17 protein-coding genes and 1 tRNA gene are annotated in these 21,776 nt (G+C 66.1%); 4 read left to right on the top strand and 14 right to left on the bottom strand.

Annotated elements, in window-relative coordinates:
* Positions 1-37: 37 nt before the first annotated feature.
* The 14 genes from HF877_RS09400 to dnaA form a co-directional block, all read right to left on the bottom strand.
* Positions 38-111, bottom strand: a tRNA-Ile gene (locus tag HF877_RS09400).
* A gap of 74 nt (positions 112-185) precedes the next feature.
* Positions 186-1,649 (bottom strand): DUF3566 domain-containing protein, encoded by a 1,464-nt coding sequence (locus tag HF877_RS21290; RefSeq protein ID WP_169620891.1) that lies wholly within the window; start codon positions 1,647-1,649, stop codon positions 186-188.
* Positions 1,650-4,154, bottom strand: coding sequence for a DNA gyrase subunit A (gyrA, locus tag HF877_RS09410; RefSeq protein ID WP_169620892.1), 2,505 nt, complete (start codon positions 4,152-4,154; stop codon positions 1,650-1,652).
* Positions 4,155-4,332: 178 nt separating this feature from the next.
* Complete coding sequence (locus HF877_RS09415) at positions 4,333-5,109, bottom strand: MHYT domain-containing protein (RefSeq protein ID WP_169620893.1); 777 nt, start codon at positions 5,107-5,109, stop codon at positions 4,333-4,335.
* Positions 5,110-5,133: 24 nt separating this feature from the next.
* Positions 5,134-5,901 carry an MHYT domain-containing protein gene (locus tag HF877_RS09420; RefSeq protein WP_206036875.1) on the bottom strand — a complete coding sequence of 256 codons (768 nt, stop codon included), beginning with the start codon at positions 5,899-5,901 and terminating at the stop codon, positions 5,134-5,136.
* Between the two features lie 26 nt (positions 5,902-5,927).
* Positions 5,928-6,482 carry an ATP/GTP-binding protein gene (locus HF877_RS09425; protein ID WP_169621077.1) on the bottom strand — a complete coding sequence of 185 codons (555 nt, stop codon included), beginning with the start codon at positions 6,480-6,482 and terminating at the stop codon, positions 5,928-5,930.
* Between the two features lie 13 nt (positions 6,483-6,495).
* Entirely contained in the window at positions 6,496-6,870 is a 375-nt protein-coding gene (locus HF877_RS09430) for a DUF742 domain-containing protein (RefSeq protein ID WP_072701132.1), read from the bottom strand.
* Between the two features lie 13 nt (positions 6,871-6,883).
* Positions 6,884-7,300 (bottom strand): roadblock/LC7 domain-containing protein, encoded by a 417-nt coding sequence (locus tag HF877_RS09435; protein ID WP_072701130.1) that lies wholly within the window; start codon positions 7,298-7,300, stop codon positions 6,884-6,886.
* Positions 7,297-11,316, bottom strand: coding sequence for an ATP-binding protein (locus tag HF877_RS09440; protein ID WP_169620895.1), 4,020 nt, complete (start codon positions 11,314-11,316; stop codon positions 7,297-7,299). The genes HF877_RS09435 and HF877_RS09440 overlap by 4 nt, the downstream gene beginning before the upstream one ends.
* 366 nt (positions 11,317-11,682) lie before the next feature.
* Positions 11,683-13,719, bottom strand: coding sequence for a DNA topoisomerase (ATP-hydrolyzing) subunit B (gene gyrB, locus HF877_RS09445; protein ID WP_169621078.1), 2,037 nt, complete (start codon positions 13,717-13,719; stop codon positions 11,683-11,685).
* Positions 13,720-13,932: 213 nt separating this feature from the next.
* Positions 13,933-14,490 carry a DUF721 family protein gene (locus tag HF877_RS09450; RefSeq protein ID WP_169620896.1) on the bottom strand — a complete coding sequence of 186 codons (558 nt, stop codon included), beginning with the start codon at positions 14,488-14,490 and terminating at the stop codon, positions 13,933-13,935.
* Positions 14,483-15,718: a DNA replication/repair protein RecF gene (recF, locus tag HF877_RS09455; protein ID WP_169620897.1), complete on the bottom strand. Its 1,236-nt coding sequence runs from the start codon at positions 15,716-15,718 to the stop codon at positions 14,483-14,485. Before recF ends, HF877_RS09450 begins: the two co-directional genes overlap by 8 nt.
* 25 nt (positions 15,719-15,743) lie before the next feature.
* Positions 15,744-16,928: a DNA polymerase III subunit beta gene (dnaN, locus tag HF877_RS09460; protein WP_169620898.1), complete on the bottom strand. Its 1,185-nt coding sequence runs from the start codon at positions 16,926-16,928 to the stop codon at positions 15,744-15,746.
* A 508-nt stretch (positions 16,929-17,436) separates the two neighbouring features.
* Positions 17,437-19,119, bottom strand: a complete 1,683-nt coding sequence (dnaA, locus tag HF877_RS09465) for a chromosomal replication initiator protein DnaA (protein ID WP_169620899.1) — start codon at positions 19,117-19,119, stop codon at positions 17,437-17,439.
* Positions 19,120-19,697: 578 nt separating this feature from the next.
* Here dnaA and rpmH point away from each other — a divergent pair.
* The 4 genes from rpmH (at position 19,698) to yidC (ending at position 21,761) form a co-directional block, all read left to right on the top strand.
* A complete protein-coding gene (gene rpmH / locus HF877_RS09470) occupies positions 19,698-19,841 on the top strand; it encodes a 50S ribosomal protein L34 (RefSeq protein WP_169620900.1) in 144 nt (47 codons plus the stop codon).
* A 20-nt stretch (positions 19,842-19,861) separates the two neighbouring features.
* A complete protein-coding gene (gene rnpA / locus HF877_RS09475) occupies positions 19,862-20,305 on the top strand; it encodes a ribonuclease P protein component (RefSeq protein WP_169620901.1) in 444 nt (147 codons plus the stop codon).
* Positions 20,302-20,586: a membrane protein insertion efficiency factor YidD gene (yidD, locus tag HF877_RS09480; protein ID WP_169620902.1), complete on the top strand. Its 285-nt coding sequence runs from the start codon at positions 20,302-20,304 to the stop codon at positions 20,584-20,586. The genes rnpA and yidD overlap by 4 nt, the downstream gene beginning before the upstream one ends.
* Before the next feature lie 68 nt (positions 20,587-20,654).
* Complete coding sequence (yidC, locus tag HF877_RS09485) at positions 20,655-21,761, top strand: membrane protein insertase YidC (protein WP_169620903.1); 1,107 nt, start codon at positions 20,655-20,657, stop codon at positions 21,759-21,761.
* The last annotated feature ends 15 nt before the right edge of the window (positions 21,762-21,776 follow it).

Raw genomic sequence — 21,776 nt, forward strand, 5'->3', positions numbered from 1 at the left:
GGAACTTCATTTCTGGCTGCCTTTCGGGCACGGGGAGTGGGCCTAGGAGGACTTGAACCTCCGACCTCTTCGTTATCAGCGAAGCGCTCTAACCGCCTGAGCTATAGGCCCTCGAACCGGATGGAACACTACCCCACCGACGCCGGATGATTCAAATCGCCTCGACGGGGCAGCATTCCCGCAGGTCAGTCCGGGTCTGCGAGCGTTACCTGAACGCCACCGACGAGGTCGGTGCACAGGTTGTAGATGAACGCTCCGAGGGTCGCGAGGGCGGTCATGAGAACCATGTTGGCCAGGCCGATCACGGTCGCGTACCCGAACACCTGGCCCACCGTGACGAGTCCCTCACTGCCCGCATCGCTCACGATGTCGGTGAACGCGCTGTTGAGCCTGTCCCACACGCCCATCCCGGCGAGCACGGCGTAGAGCAGACCGACCGCGATCATCCACACGAAAAACAGCGAGACGGAAATCACGGACGAGATCTTCAGCATCGACCACGGGTCGATCCGCCGCACCTGCACCGTGGCGCGTAGTGCATCACCGGTGTCGACACCCGCGGGGGCCGGGGCAATCGCCGTCGGACCCACCTTCGGGGTCTCCCCCGTTGCCGGCGCGACAGGCGTCGGATGCTTGACGGCGGAGAGATCGGGCAGATCCTTCGCAAGATCCTTGCGCTCGATATGCCGCGTGGGCCCGTCGATGACCGCGGCTTTCGCCTTCGCCGCAGCACGGTCGTTGCTCGCGCGCTCGTTGGTGGTGCGCGTAGCCGACGCCGAGGAACCGGAGTTACCGGAGTTCATCGCGGCCGCTGCCGTACCCGTCACGACCGGACGGGTCGACGGTGCCGGATTCTGAGCTGCGGCAGGCTTGCCGGCGGGAGGCTGGCCACCCGTCGACGGCCGCGAAGCGGAGGATCCGCCGCCTGCCGCCGGCCCGGACTTGCCGAGACCGGGGCCGACTCCGGGCAGGTTGGTCTGCGGCGTCTTCTGCGGCGAAGAACCGCCCTGCGCGGTCCCTTGCTGGCCGCGCTGCCACGGCGGGGTCTGGCCACCCGGACGCGCCGTCTGGTTGGCGGGCCTCGCCGAGCGGGACTGATCGCCGCCCTGCGACGACTGTGCTGTCGCAGCTCCGGACGGTGCCCCGCCCTGGTTCCCGGTGCCCTGATTTCCCGCGCTCTGGTTCCCGGCGCCCTGGTTCGCCTTGGGAGCCTCCGGTTGCGGCGCTGCCGCAGCCTGACGAGGCTCCTCGCTGCGTACCTGCGACTCGCTGCGCACGGACTCCTCGCGCTGTGCGGGCTTCGCCGTACCGGCCGCCGGACCCTTACCTTCGGACTTCGGCGTCTCGCGGGCCTTCTCAGGGGCCTTCCCGGAAACCTCCGCCGGCTTCGACGGAGCGGATTGCCCAACCGGGCCACCGCTCTGCGGAGATCCGGCAGGCTTGTCCGCCGCCGTGTTCTGGGGCGACCGTTCCTGCTGCGGAGCCCGGTCCTGCGGTGCCCGGTCCTGCGAGGATGCCCCCTGCGGAGCCGGCCCCTGTGAAGGCGCCGCACCGGATGAAGCGGACGACACCTCCTGCCCATTGCGATCCTCGGGTTTCCGGCCGGGTTGCCCCTGGCCGTTTCCGTTGGGTCCCTGGGGAGTGCTCACTTACGACTCCTTAGCTCCGGATACGTCTGCGTCGTCCAGCTCGTCGGCATTGCGGGCGATCGCCAACAGCGTGTCGCCCTCGGCGAGGTTCATCAGGCGCACACCCTTGGTCTGCCGACCAGCCTTGCGCACCTGCTTGGCGACAGTACGGATGACACCACCGTTCGAGGTGATCGCGTACAGCTCGTCATCGTCCTCGACGATCCGAGCACCGACCAGGGTGCCACGCCGGCGGTCGTACTGGATGGTCAAGACACCCTTGCCGCCGCGGCCCTGAACCGGGTAATCCTCCATCGGAGTCCGCTTCGCGTATCCACCGGAGGTCGCGACCAGCAGGTAGGTGCCTTCCTTGACGACGTTGAGCGACAGCAGGCTGTCCTCACCGTTGAACCGCATGCCCTGGACGCCGGAGGTTGCGCGTCCCATCGGCCGCAGCGCTTCGTCGGTCGCGGAGAACCGGATGGACTGGCCCAGCTTCGAGACGAGCAGCAGGTCGTCGTCGGCGGAGCACAGAACCGCGCCCACCATTTCGTCGTCCCCGCGCAGGTTGATCGCCACGATGCCGCCGCTGCGGTTGGAGTCGAAGTCCGACAGCCGCGACTTCTTCACCAGGCCGTTGCGCGTCGCGAGCACCAGGTACGGCGCGTCCTCGTAGCTCTGCAGACGGATGACACCCTGGATCCGCTCGTCGGGCTGGAAGGCCAGCAGGTTCGCGACGTGCTGACCGCGTGCGGTGCGGTTCGCCTCCGGCAATTCGTATGCCTTCGCCCGGTAGACGCGGCCCTTCGTCGTGAAGAACAGCAGCCAGTCGTGCGTGGAGGTCACGAAGAAGTGCTTGACGATGTCGTCCTGCTTGAGCTCGGCGCCCTTGACACCCTTGCCGCCGCGCTTCTGCGACCGGTACAGATCGGTGCGGGTGCGCTTGGCGTAGCCCGTCTCGGTGATCGTGACGACCACGTCTTCGCGAGCGATGAGGTCCTCGTCGGTGACGTCACCGTCGGCGGCGACGATGCGTGTCCGGCGATCGTCGCCGTACTTCTCGGCGATCTCCTTCAGCTCGTCGCGGACGATGGCGCGCTGCCGCTCGGGCTTCTCGAGAATGTCCTTGTAATCATCGATCTCGCGCTCGATCTCTGCGAGGTCGTCGATGATCTTCTGACGTTCCAGAGCGGCGAGGCGTCGCAACTGCATCGCGAGAATCGCATCGGCCTGGATCTCGTCGACCTGGAGCAGGTCGATGAGGCCGCCACGCGCGATGTCGACGGTCTGCGACCTGCGGATGAGTGCGATGACGTCGTCGAGCGCGTCGAGTGCCTTGACGAGGCCGCGCAGGATGTGGGCCCGTTCCTCGGCCTTGCGCAGCAGGTACCGCGTACGCCGGACGATGACCTCGACCTGGTGCACGACGTACAGCCGGATCATCTGGTCCAGGCGCAGTGTGCGCGGCACACCGTCGACGATCGACAGCATGTTGCAGCCGAAGCTCGTCTGCAGCTGGGTGTGCTTGTACAGGTTGTTGAGAACGACCTTCGCGACCGCGTCACGACGGACGGTCACGACGATGCGCATGCCCACACGATCCGACGACTCGTCGTGGATGTCGGAGATGCCCGCGATCTTGCCGTCGCGAACCTGTTCGGCGATCGAGGTGATGAGGTTGTCCGGGTTGACCATGTACGGCAACTCGGTGATCACGATGGTGGTGCGGCCCTTGGCGTCGTCTTCGATCTCCACGACACCGCGCATCTTCACCGAGCCGCGGCCCGTGGTGTACGCGTCGTGGATGCCCTGGGATCCGGTGATCAAGGCTGCGGTCGGGAAGTCGGGTCCCTTGATCCGCTCCATGACCGCGGCGAGGGTCGTTTCCTCGTCGGCTTCGTAGTTCTCGAGTGCCCAGTAGATCGCCTCGGCGACCTCTCGGAGATTGTGCGGGGGGATGTTGGTCGCCATGCCCACCGCGATGCCGCCCGAACCGTTGATCAACAGGTTGGGGATACGGCTGGGGAGAACTGTCGGTTCCTGGGTCCGGCCGTCGTAGTTCGGCTGGAAATCGACCGTGTCGTGGTCGATATCGCGCAGCATCTCCATCGCGAGCGGGGTGAGCCGGCACTCGGTGTACCGCATGGCGGCCGCACCGTCGTTGCCGCGGGAACCGAAGTTGCCCTGTCCGTCGACGAGCGGGTACCGCAACGCCCACGGCTGCGCCAGGCGCACCAGGGTGTCGTAGATCGAAGAGTCGCCGTGCGGGTGGTAGTTGCCCATCGTCTCGGCAACGGCACGCGCCGACTTCACATAGCCGCGGTCCGGCCTGAACCCGTTGTCGAACATCGCGTACAGCACGCGACGGTGGACGGGCTTGAGTCCGTCACGCACGTCGGGCAGAGCACGCCCCACGATCACGCTCATCGCGTAATCGATGTAGCTGTTCTGCATCTCCAGCTGGATGTCGACGGGCTCGATGCGGTCGTGCCCCGGCCCCTCCGGAGGCAACGTGGTGTCGGTCATGAGCTCCTTCTTCTACTCGGCTCGAACGTCCGCCCGCGGTCTTCCGCCCGGCAGACGTCTCGCAACCACACGAGTCTATAGGTGCAGGTCACCCCACGCCGCGAAGGACAGGCACTTTCCGCTCACGTCTCCGCAAGGGAGAGGTAGATCACACACGAAAGCGCCGTCCTGCACCACGTCATGTCCCACTTCCCGCGTCGGTCCGGAGATCGATCAGGTCCTCGTGCCGGTCCTTCTCGGCCTCCGGTGCGAGCACCAGTGCGGTGATCGGCACAGCCAGCACGATGATGCCGAGAATGAACGCAGGGAACAGAAACGACAGGACGCTCATGCCGCTCGGTTCCGGGGCTCCGGGGTCGACGACCACGTGCACCCCCGCCATTCCGGTGTAGTGCAGCGCGACCACGGCCGAAGCCATGACGAACGCGGCCATCAGACGGATGTGAACCCTTTCGGCGCTCCGCGCGAGAGCAAGCGCAAGCGTCGACGCGACCACACCGATGCCCACCGACAGGAGAACGAACCTCGCATCGTGGTCGATGGTGCCCTGGACCCTCATCGCGGTCATCCCGATGTAATGCATGAGGGTCACCGCGAGACCCATCACCAGGCCGCCGATTCCCGGACGGACCCCGCGCGGAAGCCGCTCGAGCACCGCGGAGCGGACAGTCACGATCCAGATGCCGAGCATGGTGGTCGCCACCGCCGCCAGCACCGAGAGCACCGTGGGTCCGAGGTGGTAGCGAATCACGGTTCCCGGCACGGAGAACCCCATCATGCCGATGAAGTGCATGAGCCAGATCCCCACGCCGCCGATGGCGAGGGACGCCATGGGCAACCACCAGTTGCCCCCGTTGCGTCCCGAGTCCTCGTGCGACCTGCGAATGCAGGACAGCCCGGTGTAGGACCCGGCTACAGCGGTCGCGTAGGCCAGCACGAATACCCACGGCCCCATCGAGAAATGGTGCACGCCGGACTGTTACCGCGTGGGGGTCCGGAACGTCTCCGCGTTCCACTCGTCGGCTTCACGCTCGAGTTGCGCCGCGACGCGGTCCGGGGCGAGCAGCACCGCGACAATCGGAACGACCAGCATGAGCAGTCCGGCGACGAACAACGGGAACAGAATCGCGAACACCTCGATGCCGGCGGGTGCCGGCACCGTCGCGTCGGGAGTCACCCGGATGGACGCCGCAGCGAGAAAGTGCACGACGATCACTGCGGCGCCGCCGAGAACCCCACCGACCAGCCGCTTGGGCCATGTGTCCGCGTGCTGCACCAGCCACATCAGACCCGCGGCCGTCACGAATGCGACGAGCACGCCGGCGCCGACGAAGATGAGGTTGAAGGAGACCTCGCCTTGGGTCCGGACCGACCACATGATCACGTAGGGCACAGCGGCGAGTCCGGCGCCGAGTACGAGAGCAGCCGGCTCCGTCCTCGACGAGGAACCATCCGACGGCGACGCGATCAGCAGAGCCATGAACACCGTCACCAGCGCGAGCAACATCGAGAACACGATGGTGACCAGGTCGTACCGGACGATGCTGTTCTCCACCGCGAACCCGGCCATCGGCAGGAACTGTGCGAGCCACACACCGACTCCACCGAGGACGAGGCATGCGACCACCAGCCAGAATCGGCGAACGCGGTCGCTGCCCGCGGTACGAACCTTCCGGACGCTGGTGACCCCGACGAACACCCCGATCGCCGAGGTGAGGTACGCCAGCAAGATCACCCATGGACCCATGGTGAAAAGCTGGAGTCCCTCGACCACTAGGGGGCCACCGGCTGGTGCAGCTTCCGCAGCGCGTATTCGGTGACGGTCACCAATGCCTGCTTCGCCGATTCACGGGAACGAGCGTCGATCGACACGATCGGGACATCGGGTGAGATCGCCATGGCCTGGCGGATGTCCTCGAGCGGGTAGCGCGGCGCGTCGTCGAACTCGTTGATCGCGACGATGAACGGAAGGTTCCGCGCCTCGAAGAAGTCCACGGCCGCGAAACTCTCGTCGAGCCGACGCGTGTCGATCAGCACGATCGCACCGATCGCGCCTCGGATGAGGTCGTCCCACATGAACCAGAATCGGTGCTGGCCCGGAGTACCGAACAGGTACAGCACGAGGTCCTCGGCCAGACTGATACGGCCGAAGTCCATCGCCACCGTCGTCGTCGCCTTCTGTGGCGTCGCGGTGAGATTGTCGACCCCGTCGCTGGCGTTCGTCACGAGCGCTTCGGTGCGGAGGGGGACGATTTCGGACACCGCCCCGACCAGCGTGGTCTTTCCGACACCGAAGCCACCCGCGATCACGATCTTGGTCGAGGTCACGCGCTTGGTGGCGCTAGAGTTCGCGAAGTCCACTGAGGACCCTTTCAATCAGCTCACGACGCTCCGCGTCGCTCGAATCGTCTTTCAGCGTGGCCAGGATCTGTACGTGTCCGGCTTCGACAAGATCGGCAACGAGGACGCGTGCCACTCCCAGCGGCACGCCCACCCTCGCCGCGATCTCGGCAACCGAGGGCGACTCCTTGCACAACTCCAAGATCGTGGCGTTGATGTTGTCCAAGTCACGGGCCCGAGGGTCCGTGCCCGGGATCGCCTGGATCAGTGCTTCCAACGCCAGTTCGACCGCAGGACTCGTACGTCCCGAAGTCAGCGAGTAGGGCCGTACCAGGCTGGGCTGATCCGGCACCGACTCAGGCTTGCGCGATTCCATGGCCACCTCGACGTCAGGACCCCTGGCCGACCCGCGGGGTTGCCTCGACCGAGGCACCCACCCGGTCCACCAAGAGCGCCATCTCGTAGCCGACCTGTCCGATATCGCACTCCGACGCGGTCAAAGCCGCGAGGTGCGAACCGTCACCGACACTCATGAGCAGCAGGTAACCGTGCTGCATCTCGACGACCGACTGGAGAACTCCGCCGCCGTCGAACAACTGCGAGACACCGTTGGACAGGCTCGCGAGGCCGGAGGTGACGGCAGCGAGCTGCTCGGCACGGTCGACCGGAAGGTGGGCGCTGGCAGCCATCAGCAGGCCGTCGGCGGACACGAGTACGGCATGCGAGACACCTGGAACTTCGCGCGCAAAGTTGGAAACCAACCAGTCCAGTGGACGGGCCACGTCGGATCCATGATCAATGTTCATCGAACTCCCTGTTCATTGTTCTCGCGATTGCTGGTATTCGCCGAGGTGCGACCGTTACGGACGCCCTGCTGGTGGCGACTCAGGTTCGCCCGAATGGCTTCCGGGTCCCGGCGTCGGATCGTCTTGGGCAGCTCCCCGGTGGCGGGAGCCCTCACCGCACCCGGAACGAGGCGGTGACCCGGCTCGCGCCTCGGAAGGCCGGCCGTCGTGTGTTCTTCCACCGATACTTCTGCTGCTCGCTGTGCTGCTTCCCATCCTGCGTCGGCAGCCGAACGCCATTCCTTCCTCCGGCGGTCCTCCGGAAGACTGGTCGGATCGACAAGCCAATCCGACATCATGTTGGAGAAGATCGGCGTGTGCGGTGCGGGCTGCGGTCGGAGCCCGACCGAATCCGGCCTGGGCTGGAAGAACGACGCCGTCTTCGCGGAGTTCGTCCGGTAGCGATGGCGAGCGGCGTTCTGCGCGTCGCTCTGCGGCGCCACCGATCCGCCGTCGGCAATACTCGCCGACGGGATTGGCGTCGGACCCGCCAGTGCGGCAGCCGAGGGTTCCTGCGCGGTGGCAGGACGCGGCGGAAGACCGGGGGTCGCCCCGGGCCGGCGACGCGGAAGTCCTCCGGCCGGTGCGCTGTCCGGGCGAGGTTGCGGCCCACCGGCAATGCCGGGCGTAGCACCCGGACGACGCTGCGGCAGCCCGTTCGGAGCCTCGTGTTGCGGCTGCTGCTGCGACGGCCGGAGATTCTGCGGCGGCTGCACCTGCGAATGCTGTGCCTGCGAATGCTGGGGAGCACGCTCAGGAGTCGTCTGCTGCGGCGACGGGGCTGCGCCGCGTCCCTGCAGTCCGGGTGTAGCACCGGGCTGACGCTGCGGGAGCCCCGACGGACGGGTTCCCTGCTGCGCATCCGGACGCTGCTCCTGCGGGGCAGGTCCCGAACGGACCGGAAGGCCGGGAGTATTACCCGGTTGACGCTGCGGGAGGCTCGAAGCTTCTTGTTCCCGAACAGGTTCCGGCTGCTGCCGATGTGTGGACGGCTCGGCCGCCGCGTGGCTGCCGGTCCGTTCGGCCGGACGCTCGTCCCGTGCCATCCGACGATCGCGCTCGTCCTGCTGAGGACGATCCTGACGAGATTCCTGTCCGGCCTGCGCCTCCCGCTCCTGACGACGAGCGTGTTCGTCCTGCCACACGCGGTCCTGAGCGGGACGGTTCTGACCGTGCTGGCCGCGGGGAGGAAGCGCCGAGACGAATGCTGCCGCGGCGTCGGGCTGGATCCTGCGCGGAGCCTGCTGCGGCTGCGGCAGACCGGAGGTCGCGCCGGGCTGACGCGTCGGCAGACCGGGAGTCGCGCCGGGCTGACGCGTCGGCAGACCGGGAGTGGCACCCGGCTGACGCGTCGGCAACCCGGGAGTCGTACCCGGCTGACGGGACGGAAGACCCGGTGCCGCTGCGCCGGGGTTGCGGGTAGGCAGACCCGATGCCGCTGCGCCGGGGTTCCGGGTGGGCAGACCCGAGTTCGAAGCCGGCTGGTTCGAACCCGGCTGGCGCGGAGGAAGTCCCGGTGCCGCGCCCGGCTGACGCGTCGGCAGACCGGAGCGGTCGCCCTGGCCTTGCTGAGGCCGGCCCGGAACACCTGATTCCCGGAGTGCGGACAATTCGTGCGCACCCGTCGACTCGCGCGGAACCGCGCCACGAGAGGCCGGCGCGAAGCCCGCACGCTCGTCGTCGCGGGAACGCTCGTCACGACCCGGTGCGGAATCACGGCGGACACCCTGACCCGGATCTCTTCTCTCCGAAGACCGCTCGTCCTGCGCGTAGTACGACCGGTCGGGCGCCTCGATGCGGATCGGCTGCGACGGCGGGTTGGACTCCGCGTCGGAACGGTCGTACGCATCGACACGGATCGGCTGCGACTGCTGATCGGACTGCGGTTGCGGCCGGGGCTGGGGCTGCGACTGCTGATCGGACTGCGGCCGGGGCTGGGGCTTCGGCCGGGGTTGAGGCTGCGAGGGCGCCTGAGACTGCGACCGCGCCGGTTCGTATTCCTTCTCGCGGGAAGGCGGCGGCAGCTGGGGAGTCTCCTGCGACGACGGCGAGGACAGTGCCTCGGGTGCAGACTCGGGCTCCGCGTCGATGATTCGCGGTTGCGGACCCGTCTGGGACAACGCGAGCGGCGAGACGAGCAGCACATCCGGGATGTGAACGCTCGCGGTGATGCCGGGGTTGCGTGCGGTGTCGAAGGTCGGGCGCAGCCGCACGGTGAGGCCGTGACGCTCGGCGAGCCGCGACACCACGAACAGACCCATGTGGCGGGCGGTGTCGGGACCGACCGCGCCACCGCTCGTCAGGCGCTCGTTGATGATCTCGAGTTCTTCCCGCGGTATACCGATGCCGCGGTCGGCGATCTCGACGAGCAGTCCACCGTCGACGGCGCGCGCGAAGCTGAACGTGACGGTGCTGTCGGGCGGGGAGGCCCGCAACGAGTTGTCGACCAATTCTGCGAGGAGATGCACGATGTCGGTTGCTACCGCACCGCTGAGCGCACCGTCCGGTGTCGAACCGATCTGGACCCGCTGGTAGTCCTCGACTTCGGACATCGCGGCACGCAGGATGTCGCCGAGCTGTACAGGCGCCGAGTGACCGCGGCGGATGCGCGTGCCGGAGAGGATCAGCAGGTTGTCGCCGTTACGGCGCATACGAGCCGCAAGGTGATCGAGCCGGAAGAGGCTCTCGAGACGGCTGGGGTCCTTCTCCTCGTACTCGAGCTGTTCGATGAGTCCGAGCTGCTGCTCGACGAGGGACTTGCTTCGCCGGGCCAGCGTCTCGAACATGTCGTTGATCTGGAGACGGAGGTGGGCCTGCTCGCCCGCGAGACGCAGTGCCTGCCCGTGCATGTCGTCCACCGCGCGCGCCAGCTGACCGATTTCCTCGGTCGTGTGGACGGGAACGCGGGTGAACTCGATGTCCTCGATGCTGTCGCCGACCTTGATGCGGTCGATGGCCTCGGGCAGCTCCTGACGGGCAACCTTGAGGGTCCCGTACCGCAGCCGGCGGATGGGGCCGACAAGAGACCGGGACACGAGCAGCGCGAGGACGAGAGCGGCGAGCAGAGCGGCGAGCACGATCGCGGTGTCGCGCAAGGCCGCTGCACGGGTCTCCGCGGCACGATCCTGAATGGTCGTCGTGATCTGCTGCGCCGCAGCGTCGATGATGCCGCCGTACACGTCGACGCTGTGCAGCAGCGACGCTCGGACGTTGAGGATCGGGAGCGGGCCTTCGCCGGCAGCCGCGACCATGTCGGTGCGTTCCTTGACGCCGGACCGCAGGTCGGCAATCTGCGCGTCGGCCATCGGGTACGACCGGGAAAGAAGTTCGAGCATCGCAAGCTCGCCGCCGGACGCGGACACGAGCGCGGTGTCGGGCTGTTCCGGGTTCTCGAGGATCGCGAGCACACCGAGCACCTGTCCGAACAGGTATCGCTGCGAGTACCAGGCGTTGACGAGTTGGTTGCCGTAGTCGAGGATCTCGCGGTCGTCGACACCGTCGAGGACCGCTTCGACGATCCTGTTGAGGTTGTCGCGCACCTCGCTGGTGACGGCGGCGATCTCAGCGATCGCGACGGGCCCGGCCTGCATCTTGGTGTAAAGCGTTTCGGCGCTGGCGATCGTGCGGTCGAGGTCCGAGACGAGCGCCTCGTCGAACTCGGGGCTTGCAGCGATCGTCTTCATCGTGACGAACGTTTCCCCGAGTGTGTCCATCTCCTCGGGCGTGATCGTTCCCGCTGCCGCGCTACCGGTCGCCGTCGCAAACGCCGTCGAGAAGTCGACGATGTCGGGCACGACCGCGACCTGATCGGCCGCGGAGGAGAAGTGCACCGCATTGGACAGTTCGTTCTCGACGCGAAGACCACCCAGGACCATCGCCACTGTCACGGGGACAGCGAGGACGGCGGTGACCTTCGTGCGAAGACCCCACCCCTCGATGTTCCACCACCGCTGCCGGGGCGGCGATTTGTCACTCATGGATTACAGCTCTCCTTCCACCCCGTTCGCGCCAGGCGACGAGCGCCAACCGGCGCACCGCTCGAAACTGAGTGCGTTTTCGATCGATGCAGTCGAACGAGACGTTCCTGGGTGAGGGCACCATAGCGGTACATACAGGGAATACGGAAGGCGCACGCTCGTACGCTCCTGCGAAATGCACCCGACCCCCTGTACGGCTGCCACACATGGCGGTGGCCCAATGGACTGTACTAGCGGGTAGCCAGCCAGCGCGACCAGCGTGTCACTGTCACATGTCACATCATCGGGACCCCTAATGTGATGTCTCTCACAAAAGGGATCCCGATGTGGTCAGATTTCGCTCAGCGCCCGCCGAGCAGCCCCGCGTCAGACGTCGAGGAACCGTACGTCTTTGGCGTTGCGCGTGATGAAGCTTCTGCGTGCCTCCACGTCCTCACCCATGAGGACGCTGAACAGTTCGTCCGCGGCGGCGGCATCGTCGAGCGTCACCTGACGGAGAACGCGAACGGCCGGATCCATGGTGGTCTCCCACAGTTCCTTCGCGTTCATCTCGCCGAGGCCCTTGTAGCGCTGGATACCGTCGTCCTTGTTGATCTTCTTACCGGACTCGAGACCCACCTTGAGCAACGCGTCCCGCTCCCGGTCGGAATACGCGAACTCGGGCTCGCTCCGCTGCCACTTGAGCTTGTACAGCGGCGGTTGCGCCAGATAGACGTGACCGTCTTCGACGAGCGGCCGCATGAACCGGAACAACAGGGTGAGAAGCAATGTCGCGATGTGCTGGCCGTCGACGTCGGCGTCGGCCATCAGCACGATCTTGTGGTACCGCAGCTTCGCGATGTCGAACTCTTCGTGAATGCCCGTGCCGAAAGCCGTGATGATGGACTGGACTTCGGCGTTCTTGAGCACCCGGTCGATGCGGGCCTTCTCGACGTTGATGATCTTTCCGCGCAACGGGAGGATCGCCTGGTACATCGAGTCGCGGCCCGACTTCGCGGAACCGCCGGCCGAGTCGCCCTCCACGATGTAGATCTCGCACTTGCTCGGATCCTTGGAGCGGCAGTCGGCGAGCTTGCCCGGCAGACCACCGATATCTGTAGCGCTCTTGCGCCGCACCAGTTCTCGCGCCTTCCGGGCTGCGAGACGGGCGTGAGCGGACGACACTGCCTTCGTCACGATCGTCTTCGCGTCGGCCGGATTCGCCTCGAACCAGTGCGAGATGTGCTCGTTGCACGCCTTCTGTACGAACGACTTGACCTCGGTGTTGCCGAGCTTCGTCTTGGTCTGTCCTTCGAACTGCGGCTCGGCGACCTTGACGGAGACGATCGCCGCGAGACCCTCACGGATGTCGTCACCCGTCAGGTTGGGATCCTTCTCCTTGAGAAGTTTCTTGTCCTTCGCGTACTTGTTCACCACGGTGGTCAGGGCCGCACGGAAGCCTTCCTCGTGCGTACCACCCTCGTGGGTGTTGATGGTGTTGGCGAAGGTGTGGACGGACTCGGAGTAACCCGAGTTCCACTGCATCGCGACCTCGAGTTCGTGGCCCGTGCCCTTGGCCGTGAAACCCACCACCGAGTTGTGGATCGGCGACTTCGTGCGGTTCAGGTGGCGCACATAGTCTTCGAGACCACCGGGGTAGTGGTAGACGCGAGTCTTGACCTTCTGGACCTCGGGCTTCTTGGCCTCGAGTTCCTGATCCTCGGCGGTCTTCGGCGCGTCCGCGGTCTCGAGGACGACCTCGTCGGTTACTTCCTCGGGAAGCACGCGCTCGTCGGAGAGCGTGATGGTCAGTCCCTTGTTGAGGAACGCCATTTCCTGCAGGCGGCGCGCGACCGTCTCGAAGTTGAAGGTGGTCGTCTCGAAGATGTCCGGGTCCGGCCAGAACCGGACAGTGGTGCCGGTCCGTGTCGACGGCTCACCCTTGACCAGCTCACCGGGCTTGGAATAGGTGTACGTCTGTTCCCAGTGGTACCCGTCGCGATCGATCTCGACCTCGAGTGTGGTCGACAGCGCGTTGACCACGGAGATGCCGACACCGTGCAGACCACCGGACACGGCGTACGCATCCGAGTCGAACTTGCCGCCGGCGTGCAGCTGGGTGAGGACGACCTCGATCGTGGGAACGCCCGACGAGTGCATCCCGACCGGGATACCGCGGCCGTCGTCGACGACCTGCACGCCACCGTTCTCGAGAAGGGTGACCTCGACCTTCGTCGCGTACCCGGCCATCGCCTCGTCGACCGAGTTGTCGACGACTTCCCAGATCAGGTGGTGCAGACCACGCTCTCCGGTGGAACCGATGTACATACCAGGGCGCTTGCGTACCGCCTCGAGTCCTTCGAGGACGGTGATGGACGACGCACCGTAGTCTTTGTTGCTCTTGTTCGACTTCTGGGCAGCCACGGGTGGGTAGCTCTCCTTCTCCGCCTCGGCCCCGCACAACGCGCGCGGCATTCTTCATCCATCCTACGTGCCCGACCCTCGTATGCCGGGGGCGACACAGAATGCGGTTGCTTACCCCGCTGATATCCCCGCAGCGGGCCTCGCGCGCATCAACACACGTAATTTCCTACGTCGGCTTCATTCCGCGCTCGTGATGCTCGCGGGCGACCTGGATCACCCATACGTATCGCGAGGACCACGCCCACGGACATGCCGCTCGCCCTTGCGCCAACTCGGCGCCGTGGGTCCGCTGATGCGCAGTTCCTTCACCACGCCGTGGCCCACGGCCGCGGCGATCTTCGCCAGGATCTGCGATTGCATCATCCGCAACTGGGTTGCCCAGGCCGTCGACTCGGCCGAGATGTGCAAGATGCCGTCGCGCAGTGTCGTCGGCTGGGCGTGGCCGGCGATGTCCTCGCCCACCACACGAGCCCAACTGCCGAGGACGGTGCCCTCGGATACGTGCGTCGACCAGCCTCGTTGCTTGGCTACCGCGCCGGTGAGAGCGCCCAGAGGCTGCGGATCCCGGTCGTCGGGTCCGGGGCCGGACCAGCCGCGGCGACGCCGGCGAGGACGCAGGTTCCCGCGCGACGCGCGACCCTGTCCCACTGCCTTGCCGCTGGCCTTGGCCGCTGCTCGAGCTTCCTCGAGCGCGCGCCGTGCGAGGTCGACACCCTTCAGTTCCGGTTCGCCGGACGGCGAACCGTCCTGTGGCCGTGACTCGTCACTCATCGGACCTCCCGACCGATTGTGCGTCTGCCCATTGCACCGATCCCAGCACAGAGATCCGACCGTGGTCGGTGTCTTCCACCTCCACGGGGAACCGCGCGCCGCTCAACTCGTCCGGCACGTCCTCGGGAACAGCCGCGGTGATCAGTACCTGCTCCGCGGTCGCAGCGACCTCCGCGAGCGCAGCGCGGCGACGGCGATCGAGTTCGGCGAAGACGTCGTCGAGCAACAGCACGGGGTCGGTACCGTCCGTACGGAGCAGAGCGAAGGCGCCGAGCCGGAGCGCGAGCGCGAACGACCACGATTCGCCGTGACTCGCGTATCCCTTCGCACCGCGCTCGCCGAGGATCAACTCGAGATCGTCGCGGTGCGGGCCCACCAGGCACACACCGCGTTCGATCTCCTTGTTCCGCGCTTCTGCCAGACGGTGCAGGAACACGGTCTCGAGGAATTCACGGTCGTCCGGTGCGGGAACGCGGGCCGGATCGGAGAACTCGTCGGGCAGTGCATCACCGAGGCTGCTGCGATATCGCAGGCGGGCGGGACGGGATTCGGGCGCGATCGAGCGGTATGCCTCCGACACGTGCGGGGCCAGAGCGTGCAACAACTCGAGCCGGGCCGCAAGCAACTCCGATCCGTGTGCGGCGAGGTGCCCGTCCCAGACATCGAGGGTCGCCAGCGCACTCGTACCGTCGGTCGAGCGCGTGCCCCGGCGCAGCGCGCCTCCGGCTGTCTTGAGCAGCGCCGAACGCTGCCGCAGCACCTTGTCGTAGTCGGCCCGGACGCCGCTCATCCGGGGATAACGGGTGGTGAGAAGTTCGTCGAGGTACCGGCGCCGGTCACCGGGGTCACCGCGGACGAGCGACAGGTCTTCGGGCGCGAACAACACGGTCCTCAGAATCCCCAGAATCTCCCTGGGGCGACGAGCCGGCGACTGGTTGATGCGGGCGCGATTCGGCTTGCCCTCGTTGATCTCGATGTCGATGCCCAGCTCACGACCCGCATTGACGACCTGCGCACCTGTGAATGCACGTGTCGTACCGGCGCGCAGCAGCGGTGTGTCGGACGCGACCCGGTGCGACGACAGGCTCGACAGGTATCCGAGAGCCTCGAGCAGGTTCGTCTTGCCGTGTCCGTTGCGGCCGACGAAGACCGTCGCTCCTGGCGACAGCTCCACGGAGACGGCTTCCCAGGAGCGGAAGTCGCGCAACGAGAAGGTGCGAACGTACACGGACCGTCCAAATCTGGCGCGCCGGTCAGCCCGGCAGGCGCACCGGCATCAGCAGATAGGTGTAATCGCTCTCGGGAGCAGCGAAGGTACCCGAAGCGTCGGGCGACGGTTCTTCCTCGAGTGCGGGCCGGAGCACGGCGGGCCGGCTCGCGGTGGTGAACCCGAACGAGACCTTGTCGGTGTGCAGCGACGTCAAGCCGTCGAGCAGATAACCGGGGTTGAACGCGATGACCAGCGGTTCACCGTAGAACTCGGCGGGATGTGATTCTTCGGCGCGACCCGCATCGTCGCCACCGGCGGACAGGAGCACGCCGCCGTCGGTGAACTCGAGTCGGACCTGAGCGCCACGTTCGGCAACGAGCGCGACACGCTTGATCGCCTCGACGAGCGGAGCGATCTCGACGGTGGCCATCGCTGTGTGCTCGTTCGGCAGCAGCTGGCGGAACTTGGGGAATTCGGCATCGAGGAGCCGCGTGGTGGTGCGGCGGCCGTCGGCGACGATGCCGAGCAGACCTTCGGCGCCCACCGACGAACCGCTACCCAGTGCGAGCTGCACGGGCGAATTCGACGACCCGCCAACGGTTTTCGCAGCCTCCGACAGAGTCTTCGCCGGTACGAGCACTGCGGCCGTGGTGGTGTCCGTGGTCGGTATCCACTCGAGTTTGCGCACCGCGAGGCGGAACCGGTCGGTGGCGGCGAGCACCACGTCGGTGCCGTCGATCTCGACCCGGATGCCGGTGAGCATCGGCAAGGTGTCGTCCCTGCCCGCTGCCACCGCGACCTGGCTGATGGCCTCGGCGAACAGGTCGCCGGCGAGCGAGCCGGTCTGCTGGGGCAGCTCGGGGAGCTGGGGATAATCCTCGACGGGCATCGTCGGGAGCGAGAACTTTGCGCTGCCACACGTGATGAGTACACGCGTGCCGTCGAGAACCACGTCGACCGGCTTGTTGGGCAGCGAACGGGTGATGTCGGCGAGCAACTTGCCCGACACGAGGGCCTGGCCGGTGGTGATGACTTCGGCCGCCACGTGGACCTGCGCCGAGACCTCGTAGTCGAATCCCGACACGGTCAGGCCCTGCTCTTCGGCTCCGAGGAGGACACCGCCGAGGACGGGCACCGGGGGTCGTGACGGCAGACTCCGGGCAACCCACGCGACAGAGTCGGCGAAGTCCTCGCGAGCAACACGAAACTTCATGCTTCCAAGCTCCATCGCCCGGTGGATCCCTTCGATCGTGGTCCCGACAAGTCGTACGAAGTCTGACACAAGGCCCCGACTCCGCGGGGCGGCGTCGGGGGATGCGGCTCCACGGTATGCCTTCCCTGGCTGGTTGGAAAGCTGGGGCCGGGAGAGGGCACCTCACTCGAGACGCCTGTGGAACAGCTCATCCACACACCTGTTTTTAAATAGTATTTCTCAGAAGAACTCACAGAAGTAGTAATAGGTCCTGTGCAATCTGTGGACCGATCGACGTCTAGGCTGGTGGGGTGCCCTTCTCGAGGCGCCGCACTCGAGGATGAACTCGAGGACTACTCGAGGATGGAATGTGGACTCCTCGAGAGTGTTAGTCCTCTGTCCACCGTCCGTCCACAAAGATCCCATGTTGTACACACCCTTGTCCACAAGTGTGAGTACCCGGACTTTCTCGAGATGCGGGACGGAAACAGGACAGGGAGCGCCCGTGTGGGCACTCCCTGTGGACAGCTTTCTGCGGCGAGGACTACCGCTTGGACCTCTGCTTGATCCGCGCGGTGAGTTCCTGGACCTGGTCGTACACCTTCCGGCGTTCCGTCATCTCTTTGCGAATCTTCTTGTCCGCGTACATAACTGTGGTGTGATCGCGTCCGAACGTCTGCCCGATCTTCGGCAGTGACAGATCCGTCAGTTCTCGGCAGAGATACATGGAGATCTGCCTGGCCTGCGCGAGTGGACGCGCCTTGCCCGGACCGCACAGGTCGTCGATGGACGTACCGAAGTACTCCGCGGTCACCGCCATGATGGTCGCTGCGTTGATCTCGAGAGCCGTCGAATCGGGCATCAGATCACGCAGCACGACCTCCGCCAGCGTCAGATCGAGCGGCTGGCGGTTGAGGGACGCGAAGGCGGTGACGCGGATCAGCGCACCCTCGAGTTCGCGGATGTTGCGTTCGATCCGGCTGGCGATCAGCTCGAGGACGTCATAGGGAACGTTGAGCCCGTCCATGCGCGCCTTCTTGCTGAGGATCGCGATGCGCGTCTCGAGTTCGGGCGGCTGGACATCGGTGATCAGGCCCCACTCGAACCGGGTGCGCAGGCGTTCCTCGAGGGTTGCCAGCTGCTTGGGAGGACGGTCCGACGAGACGACGATCTGCTTGTTCGCGTTGTGGAGCGTGTTGAAGGTGTGGAAGAACTCTTCCTGGATACCTTCCTTGCCCTCGATGAACTGGATGTCGTCGACCAGGAGGATGTCCGTCTCCCGGTACCGCCGCTTGAACGCGACCTTGCGGTCGTCGCGGAGGCTGTTGATGAAATCGTTCGTGAATTCCTCGGTGGAGACGTACTTGACCCGCATACCGGGGAACAACCGCTGGGCGTAGTGACCGGCGGCGTGCAGCAGATGGGTCTTGCCGAGACCGGACGCACCCCAGATGAACAGCGGGTTGTATGCCCGGGCCGGGGCTTCCGCGATCGCGACGGCCGCGGCGTGGGCGAAGCGGTTCGACGCGCCGATCACAAAGGTGTCGAAGGTGTATTTCGCGTTGAGGCTGCTGCTGCCCATGGAGGGCGTCTCGGGAGGTGGCGGCTGCGTGAAGTAGGACGGCCACGATTCGCGGACGGCGGTCAGTGCCTCCCGGTCGTCGTCCACTTCCTCGTGGTCGCCGGGCTCGCCGTCGAGCATGTCGTGGTCGCGGGCTGTGGTGTACCTCCGCCGGAGGTGCCCGATGCCTTCGCCGGGAGCCATGCCGTCGCGGGAGGAGCGACCGTCTCGAGGTGAACCACCGTCTCGAGATCCCGCCGGCTCGCGCCGTGCATCGCGGGCGCGGCTCTCTCCGCTGCGGGTATCCCCGGCGCCCCGGTCCTCGGGAAGGCCCTCGAGGGGCAGAGTGTCGCGGGGTTCCGCGTACGGATCCTCCGCGGGGTCGTCGATGCGTTCGCGCGGCTCGACCCGAACGCCCAGTCCTTCCACGCGATGACCCAGGTAGCGGGTGAGCACCCGGAGAATAGGTTCGCGCAGGTCACGCTCGATGGATTGCTGGGCCAACGTGGACGGGACCGACAGCAGCGCGAAACCCTGGGCCAGCGTGATCGGCTTGACCAGCGCAAGCCACGCCTTCTGGCTCTTGGTCAGCACTCCGTCGTCCGCTGTCAGCTCGGCGACGACGTCCGCCCACACATCGGCAAGCGCGTTCGGCTCGTCGTTCACGTAGCTTCCTCCCACAGGTCGACATGATTTCCACACGATTATCCACAGGTGTGGACAACCGGGGGGGACGACCCGGTGGATGTCTGCAGAAGTGGTGCAACTGTGTGCACAGGTGAAGTGGAAGACCTGATTCGAGGGGCCCGTCGGTGTGCCGACGCTTCGTGATCAGTCTGGCACACGAGATCGGCTCCGCGCGGTGGCGCTGTGCGGCGCGTCAGGAGCGACGGCACGCGACCGGCGGCCGCGCGCATCGTCTATGGACGTGCGGCGAATGGGCAAGACGGCCTATGCGCTGCGGGTTCGCTGACGAAGCCATGCGAGAGAGCGTAACCCACCGTGACGTGGGACACAGGGGTGTTCGGGGCCCGACTTTCGACGGATGTGCACCACAACCGGGACCGCGCGGACACAGAGACCGCAGTTTGATTTCGCGTCGGAATCCGCGTAGCCTCGAACAGTCACTCATGCAGAAGTGATAGGTCCGTGCTGCACTCATTGCGCACGGGTCGTGCGAAAATCCGTACACGTTAGACCGATGGCGCCTGCCGGCGTCACATATATCTCGAGGAGTGTTGACCGTGGCTAAGGGCAAGCGGACGTTCCAGCCGAACAACCGACGCCGCGCGCGCGTCCACGGCTTCCGTCTCCGGATGCGGACCCGTGCGGGTCGCGCGATCGTGACGGCGCGTCGCCGTAAGGGCCGCGCCGAACTCACCGCCTGATCCCGTAACGGGAGCTCGGGGTGTTACCTGAGCCGTATCGACTGCGGCGCCGCACGGACTTTTCCGATACCGTCCGTCGCGGTCGCCGTCAGGGGCGGCGGGACCTGGTGATTCACGCTCTCGAGCGTGATAGGTCCGAGTTCTTGGTGAGTGTCGACGGTCCCCGTTTCGGGCTCGTCGTGAATAAGGCTGTCGGGCCGGCGGTGATTCGACATCGAGTCGCACGCCGGCTTCGTCATATCTGTGCCGGCCTCGTCGAGCGAGTACCCGAGAACACCGACCTCGTGCTGCGTGCTCTTCCGGGCTCGGCGACCGCGGATTCGCGGGAACTCGACAAGCAGCTCCGGTCGGGTCTGACCAGGCTCGGACTTCTTCTCGACGCATCTCCCACCGGCGAGGAGCCGTCCTCCAGCGTCCCTGCCGAGAGTGCAGGCGTCCACGCCGATGCCGGGAAGCCCGCATGACCGCCCCGAATGCGAGCGGAAACACCATCCGCTCGGCGCCGGCAAGGGCATTGATCTTCTGTATCGAGCTCTACCGCACGTACGTGTCGCCTACCCGGATGCCGACGTGCCGATTCGTTCCCACCTGCAGCGAATACGCGGTCGAAGCGTTGCGCGCGCGAGGGTTCGTGGTCGGCACGGCGCTCACGTTGGTGCGGCTGCTCAAATGTGCTCCCTGGCATCCTGGAGGATGGGATCCGGTACCCGAGCGGAGTCATCGGTCGTCCCACGTGGGTACCTGACCGGAGCGAAGACCTGAGACCGACGCCTCTCCGTGGCGACATGGACGACCCGAGGAGTACATAGAGCCGTGCTCGACTTCATCTACTATCCCGTGTCCTGGATCCTCTGGGTCTGGCACAAAGCCTTCTCGTTCGTCCTTGCTCCCGACAGCGGCTGGACGTGGGCGTTGTCGGTGGTGTTCCTCGTGTTCACCCTCCGCGCCATTCTGTACAAGCCGTTCGTCAAGCAGGTCCGCACGACCCGGCAGATGCAGGAACTTCAGCCGCAGATCAAGGCGCTTCAGAAGAAGTACTCCAACGACCGGCAACGCCAGGCACTGGAGATGCAGAAGCTCCAGAAGGAACACGGCTTCAACCCCCTGATGGGTTGCCTGCCGGTCCTGCTGCAGGTGCCGGTCTTCATCGGTCTGTTCCACGTGCTGCGGTCCTTCAACCGCACCGGTACCGGCTTCGGCCAGCTCGGCCTGACGCCGGAAGAGAACGCACGTGTCGGCAACTACGCCTTCAGCCCGGAAGACGTCGAATCCTTCCTGAGCGCGCGTCTGTTCGGTGCCCCGATCTCGTCGTGGATCACTCAGCCGATCGCCTCGCTCGAGGCCTTCGCGCCGTTCGGTGACATCCCTTCGCGGTGGCAGATCGCGGCGGTCGCCGTTCCCCTCATGATCGTGGCCGGTATCGCCACGCACTTCAACGCCCGCGCTTCCGTCGCCCGCCAGAGCACTCAGGCTGCCGCGAACCCGCAGGCCGCGATCATGAACAAGCTCGCGCTCTACGTGTTCCCGCTCGGTGTGCTCGTCGGTGGTCCGTTCCTCCCGATCGCCATCATCCTGTACTGGGTGAGCAACAACGTGTGGACGTACGGCCAGCAGCATCTCGTCTTCCGGAAGATCGATCAGGAAGAAGAAGAGAAGCGGGCAGCGGCGCTCGCACGCCGCAACGAGAACGCCCCGAAGCCGGGTGCCCGTCCGAACAAGGCGAAGAAGAAGAAGGGCGCCGTCGCTGCGGCGGAGAGTGCTCCTGCCGACGGTGCGGCCACCGACGTGACGCCCGAGGTCTCGCTGACCAAGGACGTAGACGCTCAGGCGAACGGCAACTCGACGCCCACGTCCGGTCCCGGATCATCGGCCCCGAAGCCGGGTAGCCGTCCCAAGAACTCCAAGCGCAAGCGGCGCTGACCGAAGTAGAAGAGA

The sequence above is a fragment of the Rhodococcus sp. BL-253-APC-6A1W genome (assembly GCF_012843405.1).
Taxonomy (GTDB): Bacteria; Actinomycetota; Actinomycetes; order Mycobacteriales; family Mycobacteriaceae; genus Rhodococcus.